This window comes from Povalibacter sp. (assembly GCF_036520495.1).
Lineage (GTDB): Bacteria > Pseudomonadota > Gammaproteobacteria > Steroidobacterales > Steroidobacteraceae > Steroidobacter.
This window is the reverse complement of sequence record NZ_DATDJO010000068.1, coordinates 195,052-209,915: the sequence shown is the minus strand read 5'-3', so window position 1 is coordinate 209,915 and position 14,864 is coordinate 195,052. Positions and strand designations below refer to the sequence as shown.

At 62.6% G+C, this 14,864-nt stretch carries 12 protein-coding genes, 1 pseudogene and 2 riboswitches; of the genes and pseudogenes, 10 read left to right on the top strand and 3 right to left on the bottom strand.

Annotated elements, in window-relative coordinates:
* Position 1: 1 nt before the first annotated feature.
* The 3 genes and pseudogenes from VIZ63_RS24190 to VIZ63_RS24185 all read left to right on the top strand — a co-directional run bounded on the left by VIZ63_RS24190 (position 2) and on the right by VIZ63_RS24185 (position 1,743).
* The gene (locus tag VIZ63_RS24190) at positions 2-991 is read left to right on the top strand and encodes an alpha-L-glutamate ligase-like protein (protein ID WP_331612395.1); all 990 of its coding nucleotides are present in this window, start codon (positions 2-4) and stop codon (positions 989-991) included.
* 60 nt (positions 992-1,051) lie between these two features.
* Positions 1,052-1,561 (top strand): annotated as a pseudogene (locus VIZ63_RS25735) (hypothetical protein); the annotation flags it as partial.
* Between the two features lie 32 nt (positions 1,562-1,593).
* Entirely contained in the window at positions 1,594-1,743 is a 150-nt protein-coding gene (locus tag VIZ63_RS24185) for a hypothetical protein (protein ID WP_331612394.1), read from the top strand.
* A 20-nt stretch (positions 1,744-1,763) separates the two neighbouring features.
* On the opposite strand, the gene VIZ63_RS24180 is transcribed toward VIZ63_RS24185, so the two are convergent.
* Complete coding sequence (locus tag VIZ63_RS24180) at positions 1,764-2,102, bottom strand: 4a-hydroxytetrahydrobiopterin dehydratase (protein ID WP_331612393.1); 339 nt, start codon at positions 2,100-2,102, stop codon at positions 1,764-1,766.
* Between the two features lie 124 nt (positions 2,103-2,226).
* A complete protein-coding gene (ispG, locus tag VIZ63_RS24175) occupies positions 2,227-3,525 on the bottom strand; it encodes a flavodoxin-dependent (E)-4-hydroxy-3-methylbut-2-enyl-diphosphate synthase (RefSeq protein ID WP_414703834.1) in 1,299 nt (432 codons plus the stop codon).
* A 213-nt stretch (positions 3,526-3,738) separates the two neighbouring features.
* A riboswitch (glycine riboswitch) is annotated at positions 3,739-3,827 on the top strand.
* Positions 3,828-3,849: 22 nt separating this feature from the next.
* Positions 3,850-3,956, top strand: a riboswitch (glycine riboswitch).
* A gap of 66 nt (positions 3,957-4,022) precedes the next feature.
* Here ispG and gcvT point away from each other — a divergent pair.
* The 7 genes from gcvT to VIZ63_RS24140 all read left to right on the top strand — a co-directional run bounded on the left by gcvT (position 4,023) and on the right by VIZ63_RS24140 (position 12,989).
* Positions 4,023-5,105, top strand: a complete 1,083-nt coding sequence (gcvT, locus tag VIZ63_RS24170; protein WP_331612391.1) for a glycine cleavage system aminomethyltransferase GcvT — start codon at positions 4,023-4,025, stop codon at positions 5,103-5,105.
* A gap of 85 nt (positions 5,106-5,190) precedes the next feature.
* Positions 5,191-5,586, top strand: a complete 396-nt coding sequence (gcvH, locus tag VIZ63_RS24165; RefSeq protein WP_331612389.1) for a glycine cleavage system protein GcvH — start codon at positions 5,191-5,193, stop codon at positions 5,584-5,586.
* A 58-nt stretch (positions 5,587-5,644) separates the two neighbouring features.
* The gene (gene gcvPA / locus VIZ63_RS24160) at positions 5,645-7,003 is read left to right on the top strand and encodes an aminomethyl-transferring glycine dehydrogenase subunit GcvPA (RefSeq protein WP_331612388.1); all 1,359 of its coding nucleotides are present in this window, start codon (positions 5,645-5,647) and stop codon (positions 7,001-7,003) included.
* On the top strand, positions 7,003-8,451 hold the full coding sequence (gene gcvPB, locus VIZ63_RS24155; RefSeq protein WP_331612387.1) for an aminomethyl-transferring glycine dehydrogenase subunit GcvPB: 1,449 nt from the start codon (positions 7,003-7,005) through the stop codon (positions 8,449-8,451). The genes gcvPA and gcvPB overlap by 1 nt, the downstream gene beginning before the upstream one ends.
* 17 nt (positions 8,452-8,468) lie before the next feature.
* Positions 8,469-8,831: a diacylglycerol kinase gene (locus VIZ63_RS24150; protein ID WP_331612386.1), complete on the top strand. Its 363-nt coding sequence runs from the start codon at positions 8,469-8,471 to the stop codon at positions 8,829-8,831.
* 130 nt (positions 8,832-8,961) lie between these two features.
* Entirely contained in the window at positions 8,962-11,799 is a 2,838-nt protein-coding gene (locus VIZ63_RS24145; RefSeq protein WP_331612385.1) for a trypsin-like peptidase domain-containing protein, read from the top strand.
* Between the two features lie 146 nt (positions 11,800-11,945).
* Positions 11,946-12,989 carry an L-threonylcarbamoyladenylate synthase gene (locus tag VIZ63_RS24140; protein ID WP_331612384.1) on the top strand — a complete coding sequence of 348 codons (1,044 nt, stop codon included), beginning with the start codon at positions 11,946-11,948 and terminating at the stop codon, positions 12,987-12,989.
* A gap of 214 nt (positions 12,990-13,203) precedes the next feature.
* Here the strand turns inward: VIZ63_RS24140 and VIZ63_RS24135 are convergent, their stop codons facing one another.
* Entirely contained in the window at positions 13,204-14,706 is a 1,503-nt protein-coding gene (locus VIZ63_RS24135; RefSeq protein WP_331612383.1) for an AAA family ATPase, read from the bottom strand.
* Positions 14,707-14,864 lie beyond the last annotated feature (158 nt).

Below are 14,864 nucleotides of genomic sequence, written 5' to 3'. Positions count from 1 at the left end.
CGTGCTGAGTCGATACCGCTCACTTCGCGATGCCGGCGTGCTCGGCCTCAACCGGCGCAATGGCGACTACATCTTGAAGTTCAATCCGCGGCGGCTGTACCCGCTGGTGGACGACAAGCTGCAGACCAAGCGGCTGGCATTGCAGGCAGGGATTGCCGTGCCCGAGTTGTACGGCGTCATCGAAACCCAGCACGACATCCGCCGACTTCCCGAGATCGTGCGCGACCGGCCTGAATTCGCGCTCAAGCCGTCGCATGGCAGTGCCGGTGATGGCATCGTCGTCGTGGCGGGGCGCAGTGCCGGACGCTATCGAACGATCAGCGGCGCGCTGCTGGATGACGAGTTCCTGTCGCATCACCTGTCGAATGCGATCAATGGCCAATTCAGTCTGGGCGGCGTGCCTGACGTCGTGATCGTCGAATACATGGTGCGATTCTCGGCGCTGTTCGAACGCATCAGCTTTCAGGGCGTTCCCGACGTGCGCGTCATCGTCTTTCGTGGATTCCCGGTCATGTCGATGGTTCGCCTGCCGACACGCGGATCGCACGGCAAGGCAAACCTGCACCAGGGTGCCGTCGGCGCGGGGATCGATATCGCCAATGGCGTGACGCTGGATGGCGTGCTCGGTACCCAGGTCGTCACGCATCATCCCGATACGTCCAACGCCATCGCCGGCCTGCAGATCCCGGACTGGGACACCATCCTCGATATCTCGGCGCGCAGCTACGAACTCACCGGATTAGGTTACATCGGCGTCGACATCGTGCTGGATCGCGATCTCGGCCCGCTGGTGCTGGAACTGAATGCGCGGCCGGGGCTTGCGATCCAGATCGCCAATCGGCAAGGATTGCTACGCCGGTTGCAGCTGTGTGAACAACGAGCAGATTTTTCGGCGTCGCCGGCACAGCGCATCGAATTTGCCAAGAGAGAATTCAGTCATCCGGTCGGACCGATCATGGAACCGGCCGAGATGACCGTCGATGCGGCATGAGCTGAGTGATTGGGTGGACAAGGGAGGCATAAAAATGAACAGGTTGTTCGCAGCCGTCGCGTGCGTGGGCAGTTTCATGGCTGCTCCCGTACTCGCGGCAGACTCGGGTTTCTCTTTCGGCGCCTTCGGCGGCAGGCGGATTACGAGTTCCATCGACCTGCGCCAGTCATCATCGGGAATCCCACGCTGAGTTTGAATCCGGATGTGATTCTCGGCGGGAGGATATCGCCGATTCCGTCGGTCCCCAACTCAGGTCTCGTCTTTCTTCCAGCGGGTTGGTTGCCGATCAGCGAGGGTGACGACGCAACCGCGTGGGGTGTAACGGCAGGCTATCGCCTCATGCGCTATGCAGCGGTTGAGTTGACGTATCTCGATCTGGGCGAACTGAAACAGTCGGTTCCGATATTTGCGGGCACGCCATTCCAGCCGAGTGAGTTCCGCCAGCAGTTGCGGACCTCTGGCCCTGCGCTCTCCGCTATTGGCACGTTGCCGCTCGGTGCGGGCTTCAGCCTCTACGCCCGAGTCGGCGTCCTGTTTGCAGACATGCAGGCGAAGACCAGTACCGCGGGCCTTTCCGACGAACCGCGTTCAGCTCGCAAAACATGCTTTGGGGTGCGGGCGCTCAGTACGACTGGGGCGATCACTGGTCGGTCCGTGTGGATTTCCAGCGATTCGAGAATCTGGGTGAAGACTTCGAGCCGGTGAAAACTGACGTCGATCTGCTGACGCTCGGCGTGCTCTATCGTCTCTGACTCGTCGCAGCACTCCTCAGCTACTGTCTCGGCAGCGCGTCGACCTTCGCTGCGCAGATGAAGTCGTTCTCGCACAGCCCATCGATGGCGTGGGTCGAGTATTTCATCCGGCAGTAGCCATAGCCCACCTCGAGATCGGGGTGATGGTCTTCGGCGTTGGCGATATGCGCCACGGCATTCACGAAACTCATCGTGTGATAGAAGTTCTTGAACTTCCAGTCGCGATGCAGGCTCTTGCCATCATCGGACAGGCGCCACTCGGGCTGCAGTTGTTTCAGCAGCGACTCGGCCTCGATGCGGCCTATGGGCTCGACGCCGCCTTCGCAGGGGACGCATTTCTTATCGACTAGTCCTGTCATATCCAAGTACTCCGGATAAGAAGCAAGAACTCCACGGGGAACACGGGGATCACAGGGCCTGAGGAGTCAGATGATCGGACTCTTGACCCCGTGCTCCCCGTGGAGCTCTTTGTTTTGCTGTTTCCTAAATCGTCCTCGCCGCGTATGAACGTGCGACGTAGTCTTCGACCAGGGTCTGGAATTCTTCGGCGATGTGATCGCCCTTCAGCGTCGGACCTTTCTCGCCATCGATGTACACAGGTGCGACCGGGCGCTCGCCCGTGCCGGGCAGACTGATGCCAATGTTGGCGTGCTTGCTCTCGCCGGGGCCGTTCACGACACAGCCCATGACAGCCACCGTCATTTCTTCGACGCCGACGTAATGCTTGCGCCACTCGGGCATCTGATGCCGGATGTGTGTCTGGATCTTCTGCGCCAGTTCCTGGAAGTAGGTCGAGGTCGTGCGGCCGCAGCCCGGGCACGCAATGACCATCGGCGTGAACGAGCGCAGCCCCATGGTCTGCAGGATTTCCTGCGCCACGATGACTTCCTGGGTGCGATCGCCGTTGGGTTCAGGCGTCAGTGACACACGAATGGTGTCGCCGATGCCTTCCTGCAGCAGCACGCTCATGCCGGCCGTCGAGGCCACGATGCCCTTGGACCCCATGCCTGCTTCCGTCAGGCCGAGGTGCAGCGCGAAGTCGCAGCGCCTGGCCAGGTTGCGATACACCGAGATCAGATCCTGCACGCCGCTGACTTTGCAGGAAATGATGATGTGGTTCTGCGGCAGTCCGAGTTCGATCGCACGCTTTGCGGACTCCAGCGCCGAGACCACGAGCGCCTCGCGAGTCACATTGCGCGCATCGAGCGGTTCAGCCTGCTTCGAGTTCTCATCCATCAACCGGGTCAGCAGATCCTGGTCGAGGCTGCCCCAGTTGACGCCAATGCGCACGGGCTTGTTGTTCTGACAGGCGACATCGATCATTTCGGCAAACTGCGGATCGCGCTTGCTGCCGCGACCGACATTGCCCGGATTGATGCGGTACTTGGCGAGTGCTTCTGCACAGCCAGGATGTGCCTTGAGCAGTTTGTGTCCGTTGAAATGAAAGTCACCGACGATCGGCACGAATACACCGGCCTTCGCCAGGCGGTCACGGACATGCGGCACCGCGGCGGCGGCCTCATCGGTATTCACCGTGACGCGCACGAGTTCCGATCCGGCGCGGGCCAGATCGCGAATCTGCTGCACTGTCGACTCGATGTCGGCGGTATCGGTGTTCGTCATCGACTGGACGACGATGGGTGCAGTCCCGCCAACGGTGACGGAACCAATGCGAACGGGAATGGAGGAGCGGCGGGTCACGGTGTAGTCGAGGAGTCGGGGAGGGGACGAAATTGTAACGCACAGATGCAGTTGTGCCGTAAATGTCATCGTGCGCTGCACATCAGCGACCCAAGATTGAAGAAGAGATCTCCACGGGGGACTCGGGGATCACGGGGTAAAGGATGACGGATCAGGAATTGATCAGACCTTCCTGGAGAGAGTTTGTCTCGGCCCCGTGTTCCCTGTGTCCCCCGTGGAGATCCTGCTCCGATTCGATCGGGTAAATTCCCGGGCAAGCCCATAAGGCCTCGGCTACCATACCGCCACCCATCGCAAGGTGCGGCCGGAGAGAGCGAGTTTCAGTCTCGCCGCCGAAGGCGCAACCGCCCGGAAACGCTCAGGCAAATGAACGGCGCATCATGTAACGACTTACTCAGTCGTTGCTCGAGGGGCTCTGGAGAGTAGTCGCGTCATCCAAGACCCGGCTCACCGAAGGGGAGAGGCGACTGCAGGTTGCCGGATCTCTCAGGTCGCAGGACAGAGGGGCGCTGGATCGTGATCAACGGTCCGACGCAGCCTATGTTTTTTCAGCGAACTCGTGTTCACCGGAGCGCCCGATGGGATTCAAGACACCTCTTTACGATACGCACGTCGCGGCCGGCGCTCGCATGGTCGACTTCGGCGGCTGGGACATGCCCGTCAACTACGGCTCCCAGATAGAAGAGCATCACGCCGTGCGCCGTGACGCCGGCATGTTCGATGTCTCCCACATGCTCATCGCGGACGTCACCGGTGCGCGGACCCGCGACTACCTGCGCTATGTGCTCGCGAACGATGTCGCCAAGTTGAAAGAATCCGGCAAGGCGCTCTACAGCTGCCTGCTCAACGAGGCCGGCGGGGTCGTCGACGACCTGATCGTCTACTACATCAATGAGAACTGGTTCCGCGTCGTCGTCAATGCAGGTACGCGGGACAAGGATATCGCCTGGCTGAAGCGTTTCTCGGGTCCGTTCGGTGTGGATATCCAACCGCGGACCGATCTGGCCATGATCGCCGTGCAAGGCCCGAACGCACGTGCGAAGACCGCTGCGTTGCTCGGCTCGCATGCCGCTGCGGCGCAGGACCTCAAAGCATTCGTCGGCCGCGAGTTGGGTCCTTATTTCGTCTCACGAACCGGCTATACCGGTGAAGACGGTTGGGAAATCGTGCTCCCGGTCGGTGATGCATCCGGATTCTGGGCCGACCTCAAGGCGGCCGGCGTTGCCGAATGCGGTCTCGGTGCGCGCGATACGTTGCGCCTCGAAGCAGGCATGAACCTGTACGGCAACGACATGGATGAGAACGTGTCGCCGCTCGAGTCCGGTCTCACCTGGACCGTCGCATTCGATCCTCCGGAGCGCGATTTCGTCGGTCGCGCTGCGCTCGACGCCCTGAAGAAGGGCGGTGTGCCGCGCAAGCTCGTCGGCCTCGTACTGGAAGATCGCGGCGTACTGCGCGGTCATCAGAAAGTCGTCGTCCCCGGCGTGGGCGAAGGTGAACTGACCAGCGGCACGTTCTCGCCGACTCTCGAACGCTCCATTGGATTCGCGCGTGTTCCCGCTGCCACCGGCGGGCAGGTTCAGGTCGACATTCGCGGCAAGCTGCTCAATGCGCATGTCGTGAAATACCCGTTCGTCAGGAACGGCAAAGCATTGATTTGAGATTCATGGGTGGCGAAGGTCATTGCTCCTTCACGCCCGTGTCACCTTCGTCACTTTCGTCATTTTTTTTCCGCAGGAAAAAACCATGTCCTCCATTCCCGCCAACCTGAAGTATCTGGATTCCCACGAATGGGCCCGGCTCGAGAGCGATGGCACCGTGACCATCGGCATCTCCGATCATGCGCAGAGCGCACTGGGCGATCTCGTGTTCGTCGAGGTGCCTGAAGTCGGCAAGAGCCTGAACAAGGGCGGGGCTGCCGCCGTCGTCGAATCCGTCAAGGCCGCATCCGACGTGTACAGCCCGATTTCCGGTGAAGTGATTGCATCCAACGAATCGCTCGGCTCGGCGCCGGAGCTGGTCAACCAGGATCCCTATGGCGAGGGTTGGCTGTTCAAACTGAAGCCCAGCAACAAGGGCGAACTCGATCAGCTCCTTGATGCCACGGCCTACGGCGAGGCACTGGAAGCAGAAGGGCACTGAGCCATCGCCCGGCGCTTCGCTTTCGATTATCAACTGTCAATTATCAACTACTTCCGTCATGCCCTTCATTCCCCATACCGACTCCGACGTCCAGGAAATGCTGGCCGCGATTGGCGCGCCGGCGATCGACTCGTTGTTCGAAGAAATCCCAGCGAACCTGCGTATCCAGTCGCTTGCGGGCATTCCCGAAGCGCTGACCGAAATGGAGATCGGCCGGCTCATGCAGACACGCGCACTACGTGACGGCAGGCCACTGAACTTCATCGGCGCTGGTGCCTACGAGCACCACATTCCCGCAGCCGTCTGGGCAATCGTTACGCGTGGTGAGTTTTACAGCGCGTACACGCCGTATCAGGCCGAGGCCAGCCAGGGCACGCTGCAGCTGCTGTATGAATATCAGACGATGATGGCGAGTCTGACGGGCATGCAGGTGTCGAATGCATCGTTGTACGACGGTGCATCGGCGCTCGCCGAAGGCTGCCTCATGGCCGTACGCGCGCATCGCAAATCGAAGTCGGCGCGAATTCTGGTCCCCACCACCGTCAATCCGACCTATCTCGAAGTGTCGAGGGCGATTGCCGAAGGGCAGCGGCTGAATTTCGAAACGGTTCCGTACACGCCCGGCTCCGGTACGACGGCAGCGGCGGCCTTCGATGCCTACAAGGGGCAGGACATCACTGCGGTGGTGATCCAGCAGCCGAACTTCTTCGGTCTGCTCGAAGACGTCGATGCGATCACCGACTGGGCGCATGCGAACAATGCGCTGGTGATCGCGGTGGTCAATCCGCTGTCGTTGGCAATCCTCAAGCCGCCGGGCGAGTGGGGTGCGAAGGGTGTCGACATCGTGGTGGGCGACGGTCAGCCGCTGGGCGTTCCCCTGTCATCGGGCGGTCCATACTTTGGCTTCATGACGACGCGCATGGAATACGTGCGCCAGATGCCGGGCCGAATCATCGGCCGCACGGTCGATCTCGATGGCAAGCCTGGCTTCACGTTGACACTGCAGGCGCGCGAACAGCACATCCGCCGCAGCAAGGCGACGTCCAACATCTGTACGAACCAGGGGCTGCTGGTCACCGCAGCGACCATTCACATGTCGCTGCTCGGAGCGACGGGGCTCGAGCAGGTGGCGGCCTCGTCGCAGTGCCAGACGTCGGAGCTGGTCAAGGCGCTGACGAAGGTGCAGGGTGTGAAGCTCGTGTTCAGCGGTCCACGCTTCCACGAGGCCGTGCTGCAGCTCGATCGCCAGGTCGACGAAGTCCTCGAAGCGCTCGCTCAACGCGGCGTCATCGGCGGTTACGACCTGTCGCGCAGCTACCCCGAACTCGGCAATGCACTGCTGGTCTGTGCCACCGAAACCCGAACGAACGAAGACATTGCGGTCTATGCGAAGGCGTTGGCCGAGGTGATGAAGTGATGCGCGAACCCCTTATTTTCCAGCACTCCCGCACCGGTCGCAGTGCTGTCGCCCAGTATCCGCACGATGCGAAGGCCGACGTACCGGAAGCGCTGCGGCGCAAGCAGCCTGCGAAGCTGCCCGAGGTGTCGGAGTTGCAGGCAGTGCGTCATTTCACGCGTCTGTCGCAGTTGAACTTTTCCATCGACACGCACTTCTATCCGCTGGGCTCGTGCACGATGAAGTACAACCCGCGCGCGTGTAATCAGTACGCGATGCTGCCCGAGTTTCTGTCGCGTCATCCACTGGGTCCGAATTCCGCTGGACAGGGCTTCCTCGCCTGCATGTATGAATTGCAGGAGATGCTCAAGGAAGTGACGGGCATGAAGGGCGTGTCGCTCACGCCGATGGCCGGCGCCCAGGGCGAATTTGCGGGTGTGGCGATGATTCGCGCGTACCACAAGGCACGCGGCGATCTCGATCGTACCGAGATCATCGTCCCCGACGCCGCGCACGGCACCAATCCCGCAACCGCCACCATGTGTGGCTGCAGCGTGATCGAAATTCCGTCGCTGTCGAACGGCGACATCGATCTGGATGCACTCAAGCTGGCCGTCGGTCCCAGGACCGCCGGCATCATGCTGACGAATCCGTCGACGCTGGGTGTGTTCGAGCGCCGTATCGAAGAAGTCGCGCGCATCGTCCACGAAGCCGGCGGCCTCTTGTACTACGACGGTGCCAATCTCAACGCCATCCTCGGCAAGGTGCGCCCGGGCGTCATGGGCTTCGACGTGATTCACATGAACCTGCACAAGACGTTCTCGACGCCGCACGGCGGCGGCGGTCCGGGCTCGGGCGCCGTCGGCGTCAATCAGCGCTTGCTGCCGTTCATGCCGATCCCCGTGGTGGGCAAGGAAGGCGATGTTTATCGCTGGCTCGATGAGCGCGATCTGCCGCAGACCATCGGCCGCCTGTCGGCGTTCATGGGCAATGCGGGTGTGTTGATCCGCGCCTATATCTATATGCGGATGCTCGGCCGGGCAGGCATGCAGCGGGTTGCCGAGTTCTCGGCGCTGAACGCGAACTACATGATGGCGCGGCTGAAGCAGGCGGGCTTCGATGCGGCGTATCCGGATCGACGCGCCAGCCACGAATTCATCATTACGGTGAAGCGACAGGCGAAAGAACTGGGCGTGAATGCGATGGATTTTGCCAAGCGCCTGCTCGATTACGGCTTCCATGCACCGACGACGTATTTCCCGCTGCTCGTGCCGGAGTGTCTGCTGATCGAGCCCACCGAGACCGAGAGCAAGCAGGAGATCGATGCATTCGTCGATGCGCTCGTGGCGATCCAGAAGGAAGCGGAAGAGGATCCGGCAAAGGTCAAGGGTGCCCCGTATACTCTGCCGGTGCGTCGCCTGGACGATGTGAGGGCGGCCAAACAGCTCGACCTCGTCTATCAGGCATAGTTTTTACGCGGAGTTCTATGGATCGGCCGAAACTCTCCGGCTTCCGCCGGTTGCTGCTTGCGTTCGTCAATTCATGGAAAGGATTCAAAGGGGCCTTCCGCTTCGAGGCGGCCTTCCGTCAGGAGGTCGCCCTCGCCGTGGTGCTGATTCCTCTCGGGGTATGGCTGGGTAAGACCGGAATCGAGCGCGCCCTGCTGCTCGGTTCCGTCGTCATCGTCCTCATCGTCGAGCTTCTCAATACGGGTATCGAAACGGTCGTCGACCGGATCGGCCTGGAACGCCACGAATTGTCAGGGCTCGCCAAGGATGTCGGGTCCACTGCAGTGCTGTTCTCGTTCGGGCTGCTGCTCATCGTCTGGGGCTTCGTCCTGTTCGGCTGACTCACGATGTCAGCCATTCGATGGAACCCGGGCCGGAAGATCTGCACTAACTGGTAGTGCTCCCACTTGCATACCGTGCGCCGTCCCGGCGATAAGACCAACCACGTCATCAAGACTGACAGAATTCCACATGAAAAAAGTCCTTGGCGCTGCCTGCCTGCTGCTCGTTGCTTCTCATCTGCTCGCTCAGGAGGACGCGCCACCGCCGGCGGCCGCACTGGTGCCCGTGCCGCAAGTCGAGGATTCGCGCTGGACCCGTACGCTGGAACGCGTCGCCAGCGGCGTTGTGACCATCCAGGTCGATCAGACGCGCGCCTTCGATACGGAATGGAACATGTCGAGCCAGGCGACGGGCTTCGTGGTCGATGCGAAGCGCGGGCTGATTCTCACGAATCGCCATGTAGTGACGCCGGGCCCGGTCACCGCGCAGGCCGTGTTCCTGAATCGCGAAGAGGTCACGCTGTATCCGGTTTATCGCGATCCGGTGCATGACTTCGGGTTCTATCGCTACGACCCGTCGAAGCTGCGCTTCATCAAGCCCACCGAACTCAAGCTGCATCCGGACGGTGCGCAGGTCGGGCGCGAGATCCGCGTGATCGGCAACGATGCGGGCGAACAGTTATCGATCCTCGCGGGCACGCTGGCGCGACTCGATCGCGAGGCGCCGAACTACGGCCTCGGCAAGTACAACGACTTCAACACGTTCTACTACCAGGCGGCGTCCAGCACCTCGGGCGGGTCGTCCGGCTCGCCGGTGATCGATGTCGAAGGCCGCGTCGTGGCGCTGAACGCAGGCGGCAGTTCGCAGGCGGCTTCGAGCTTCTATCTGCCGCTCGACCGCGTCGCACGCGCGCTGAAACTGGTTCAGGACGGCAAACCGGTGCCGCGCGGCACGCTCGAAACGGTCTTCAAGTACACACCCTACGATGAAGTGCGACGTCTGGGTCTGCGTCCCGGGACGGAAGCCGACATGCGCCGCAAGTTCCAGAACAACACCGGTCTGCTGGTCGTCAGCGAAGCGCAGGTCGGATCAGCCGCGGAAAAAATACTGGAGCCGGGCGATCTGTTGATCAAGGTCAACGACGCGCTCGTCGGTGGCTTCGACGATCTGGCCGAAGTCCTCGACAGCGGCGTCGGCAAGAGTGTGAAGCTCTCCCTCGAGCGCGGCGGCCAGCCGCTCGAGAAAGTGATGACGATCGAAGACCTGCATGCCATCACACCCGATCGCTACCTCGAATTCGGCGACGCTGTCGTGCATACCCTGTCGTGGCAGCAGGCGCGTCATATCAATTCGCCGATTCGCGGTGTCTACGTCGCCAATCCCGGTTATGTGCTCGGGGCGGCGGCCGTGCCGCGCGGCGCGGTGATCACGGAAATCGGCGGCAAAAAGGTGGATGTGCTGGCCGACTTCGAGGCGGCCATATCGCCGATGAAAGATGGCGAGCGGGTCACGGTACGGTTCTTCACCCTCGACGATCCGTCCACTGCGCAATGGCGCGTCATCCGCATGGATCGCCGCTGGTTTCCGGCGCGCTCGTGCCATCGGGACGATGCGCAGGGCGTCTGGCCGTGCGACACGTGGCCTGAAGACGGTGTCGCAGAGCCACCGAAGCCTGCGTCCACCAGCTTCGCCAAGGCGGCGGATCCGATCGTCAATCGACTGGCGCCATCCATGGTGCTGGTGAACTTCGATATGCCGTATTCCGTCTCCGGCATCACCGAGCGCAGCTACTACGGCACGGGCGTCATCGTCGACGCGCAACGTGGGCTGGTCGTCGTCGACCGCAATACCGTGCCCGTGGTGATCGGCGATGTGCGGCTGACGTTTGCGGGCACGATCGAAGTGCCCGGCCGGGTCGAGTACGTCCATCCGCTGCACAACCTCGCGATGATTTCCTATGACCCCGCATTGATCGGCACGACGCCGGTGCACTCGGCGGTATTCAAGGCGACCGATGTGCAGCCCGGCGAGCAGGTGTGGGCGGTCGGCGTGCGTCCTGATGGCAAGGTTCAGTCGCGCACGGCCACGGTGGCTTCCGTCGATCCCGTGTCCTTCCCGCTGTCGCGAACGTTCCAGTTCCGGGATACGAATCTGGAAACCATCAAGTTGATCAACGGGCCCGACGATTACGACGGCGTGCTCGCCAACAAGCAGGGCGAGATCGTCGCGACCTGGGCCAGCTTCGCGTACGAGGCGGGCCGGGAAATCGCCCAGGAAAACCGGGGCATACCGGCCGAGCAGATTCTCGAAATGCTGCCGCTGGTCCGCAGCGGCGCAACGCTGCATTCGCTCGAGGCGGAACTCATTCCCGTCCCATTGGCCGGCGCGCGCAAGCTGGGCCTGACCGATCGTTGGGTGCAGCGTCTCGAGCAGCACAGTCCGGACCGTCGTCAGGCGCTCAGCGTCTCGCGCCTGGTGGGGGGCTCTCCGGCATCGAAGCTGCTGCGCTCGGGCGATCTGATTCTGGATATCGATGGCGTGATCGTGAATCGCTTCCGTGAAGTCGAGCGCGCGGTGCAGAAGCCGCAGGTTCGCATCACTGTGCTGCGTGACAAGGTCGAGCAGGTCATCGAGGTACCGACGGTCGCGCTCGGCGGGCGCGATCTCGACCGCATCCTCGTATGGGCTGGCGCGGTATTGCAGGAACCGCATCGCGCACTTGCGGCGCAGCGCGGCATTACTCCCGACGGCGTATTCGTCGGTTACTTCTCGTACGGTTCACCGGCGACCCGCTATCAGTTGTGGGCAGGGCGGCGAATCGTCGAAGTCGACGGCCAGCCGACGCCCGATCTCGATCACTTCATCAAGGCCGTGGCGGGGCGTCCGGATAAATCGTCGGTGAGACTGCGGACGATGTCGTGGAACGGTTCGATCGACGTGATCACGCTCAAGCTCGACAACCGTTACTGGCCGGCCTACGAGCTCAAGCGCACGCCCGCTGGCTGGACGCGCACATCGCTCGAGTGAATGCAGTGAACCAGGTAACGTCCTGCTGCCGGTAAATTCCCGAATGGCAGGTCAGGGCGCTGCGTGGTTTGTCGGAATCCCGACGCTCGCAGCGCTCACGGCCGATTAGTAGCCGACCTCACGGGTGGCCTTGCTATGATGCCTGCATGGTCATCGGACGAGTGCTGCAGGAACAGGTGCAAGAGGCGGTCGAGGCGCTGCGTGAAGGCGATCTCGTGGCGTTTCCGACGGAAACGGTCTACGGGCTCGGCGCCAATGCCAACAACCCGGATGCCGTCCGCAAGATCTTCCGCCTGAAGGGCCGTCCCTCCACGCATCCCGTCATCGTGCATATCGATCATCCGCGCTACCTGCAGCGCTGGGTGCGTGACATGACGCCGGAAGCCAAGAAGCTGGCCGACGCATTCTGGCCGGGTCCATTGACGCTCGTAGCCAAGCGCGCACTCGCCGTGAACGACGTCATCACCGGCGGCCAGGACACGGTGGCCATTCGCGTCCCGAACCATCCGATCGCCCAGCAATTGCTCAATGCATTCGGCGGCGGCATCGCCGCGCCGTCCGCGAATCGTTACGGCCACGTCAGCCCCACCCGTGCCGAGCACGTGCGCGAAGAGTTCGGTGACGAACTGAAACTCGTCCTCGATGGCGGCGACTGCAAGGTTGGACTGGAATCCACCATCGTGTCGTGCCTGGGCGACGGTCCGCGTGTGCTGCGACCAGGCAGCATCAGCCTGAGTCAGTTGCGTGCTGTGGCGCCGAACATCCAGACCGGGCCGAATCCAGCCGCGCCGCGCGTGCCGGGCTCGACGACACGCCACTATTCACCGCAAACGCCGGTCAATGTCGTGCCGAGCCGGCGCCTGGACGTCGTCATTGACGAACTCAGCGGCGAACACGAGAAGGTAGCGGTGCTGGCCATGCGCCCGCCCGCAAAAACCACGCGCTACATGACCTGGATCAATGCCGGCATTCGTCCCGACCTTTACGGACGTCAGCTGTACGCCAATCTGCGCACGCTGGACAAGTCGGGCGCCAAGATCCTCCTCGTCGAGGAAGTGCCGGAAGGCGAGCGCTGGGACGCGGTCCGCGATCGCCTCAAGCGCGCCGCCTCTGCCGAAAACATCGTTACCTACGATCAGGACATTGCCGCCTGGGTGGCGGATTTCGGTGACGAAGGCGAGATGGTCTGAGTGATGGCGGATGGCCGCCTGCGTCGGCAAGGAGGCCTGACGGCAAGCGGGCCGGGCAGGAAAGCCGCGAGGACGCGGCAAGCCCGACGTTCACTACGCGAGCCTCCATATCTCCTTCTGCATTTTGACTGCCGCGCTTCGCGGCCCGCCTGCTGCGCTTCGCAGCCTGCTTGCCGTCTGGCCGTCCTGCTCGCAATGCGAGCCTGCTCCAGCGCTAGTCCGCCGCCACTGTCCTCTCCGCAGCCCAGGTCTGCAGTTCCGCGATTCTCTCCGCCATCACCACCGAGAGCGGTCGCGTCGACTTCAGTTCGTTGAGTACGTGGGAGGCGCCGGCATCCACATCGCCGGCATGGGCCGCGTAGAGCGCGGATACCACAGCCTGTTCGATCTCGGCGCCCGAAAAGCCGTCGCACGCTGCCGACAGCTTCTCGATGTGCTCCTCGCTGAGGTGCAGCGAACGTCGACCCGCGTGAATGCGCAGGATGTCGGACCGCACCGCCGGCTTCGGCAGGTCGACGAAGAAGATTTCGTCGAAGCGACCCTTGCGGATCAGTTCCGGGGGCAGGGCGGAGATGTCGTTGGCGGTGGCGATGACGAAGACGCGCGTTTTTTTCTCCGCCAGCCACGTCAGGAAACTACCCAGCACCCGGCGTGAGGTGCCGCTGTCACCGTCGCTATTGGCGATGCCTTTCTCGATCTCGTCGATCCACAGTACGCACGGCGACATGATGTCGGCGGTGGCCAGGGTCTCGCGCAGGTTGCGCTCGGATTCACCCTGATACTTGTTGTGGAGAGCAGCGAAATCCAGGCGCAGCAGCGGCACGCCGTAGATGCCGGCAGCCGCACGGGCGGCCACGCTTTTGCCGCATCCCTGCACGCCGAGCAGCAACAGGCCCTTGGGCGAGTCGAGGTGCGGCGCGGAACCATCGAACGCCGGCCGGCGCTGCTTCAGCCAATCCTTCAATCGCGCCATGCCGCCGAGATCGGCAAATTCTGCGGTGTCGTACTCGAAGCTCAGGACGCCGCTGCGGTTGAGAAGGGCGTACTTGGCCTGCATCAGGCCCGGCAGGTCGTTCGCCTGCAGCGCACCGTCGTCGAAGATGGCCTTGCGCGCCAGACGCTCGGTGTCGGTCGTCGACAACCCGCTGAGATTCTCGATGAGCAACTCCAGCGCCTTGCGGTCGGAGCGCACGCGACTGCCGTGGGTCCGGGCCCAGTCCCCTGCCACCTTCTCGACGATGCTCTGGCGCTCGGCGCGGTCCGGGAAGGCGAGATGGAAGCGGGCGGTGAAGTGCTCCAGCTCGCGCGGCAGGGACAGCTCGTGACTGATCAACACCAGTGTGCGCGGCGTCTGCGCATATCCCTGGCAGATGTCCTTGAGCAGCCGCACGTTGATGGGGTCGCTGAGGAACGGGTGGAAATCCAGCAGCACGTAGATGCCGCCCTTGTCGGTTGCGCGGATGGATTTGAGGACGTCCGTCGGCTCGGAATTGTGCTTCTGCGCACCGCCCAGATCGATGTCGATGCGGCGCAGTCCGTCCGTCACAGTCCACTGGAAGACGGGCGTATGCGACGGTCCCTGAAGCTTGACGGCGAGGCTTGCGAGCAGCGCGAGCGCGCGCGGTTCGTCGCGGGTTTCGATGAGCACCAGCGGAATCCGGCTGCGCAGCAGCGTCGCGAGCTCCGTGCGTGTGTCTGGCGGGACGGGTGCGGTCATGTGTTGCTGTGTCTGCGGGAACGGTCGCCCGGCGCTAATCCTGCGGAATTCACGTGAGCATAACGTTGCCTCGCCGGCGCGCCCGGGGCCGGCGCGAAAATCTGCGACGCAGTTCTTGCATCACGGATCATTTTTGATACATTGCGCGCGCCTGTGTA

Bases quoted from the DNA above. Each gene is read 5' to 3' on its own strand.
- VIZ63_RS24180 (WP_331612393.1), bottom strand. From the start codon at position 2,102: ATGACAGGACTAGTCGATAAGAAATGCGTCCCCTGCGAAGGCGGCGTC.
- gcvPA (WP_331612388.1), top strand. From the start codon at position 5,645: ATGCCCTTCATTCCCCATACCGACTCCGACGTCCAGGAAATGCTGGCC.
- gcvH (WP_331612389.1), top strand. From the start codon at position 5,191: ATGTCCTCCATTCCCGCCAACCTGAAGTATCTGGATTCCCACGAATGG.
- VIZ63_RS24150 (WP_331612386.1), top strand. From the start codon at position 8,469: ATGGATCGGCCGAAACTCTCCGGCTTCCGCCGGTTGCTGCTTGCGTTC.
- gcvPB (WP_331612387.1), top strand. From the start codon at position 7,003: ATGCGCGAACCCCTTATTTTCCAGCACTCCCGCACCGGTCGCAGTGCT.
- gcvT (WP_331612391.1), top strand. From the start codon at position 4,023: ATGGGATTCAAGACACCTCTTTACGATACGCACGTCGCGGCCGGCGCT.
- VIZ63_RS24135 (WP_331612383.1), bottom strand. From the start codon at position 14,706: ATGACCGCACCCGTCCCGCCAGACACACGCACGGAGCTCGCGACGCTG.
- VIZ63_RS24185 (WP_331612394.1), top strand. From the start codon at position 1,594: ATGCTTTGGGGTGCGGGCGCTCAGTACGACTGGGGCGATCACTGGTCG.
- VIZ63_RS24145 (WP_331612385.1), top strand. From the start codon at position 8,962: ATGAAAAAAGTCCTTGGCGCTGCCTGCCTGCTGCTCGTTGCTTCTCAT.
- VIZ63_RS24140 (WP_331612384.1), top strand. From the start codon at position 11,946: ATGGTCATCGGACGAGTGCTGCAGGAACAGGTGCAAGAGGCGGTCGAG.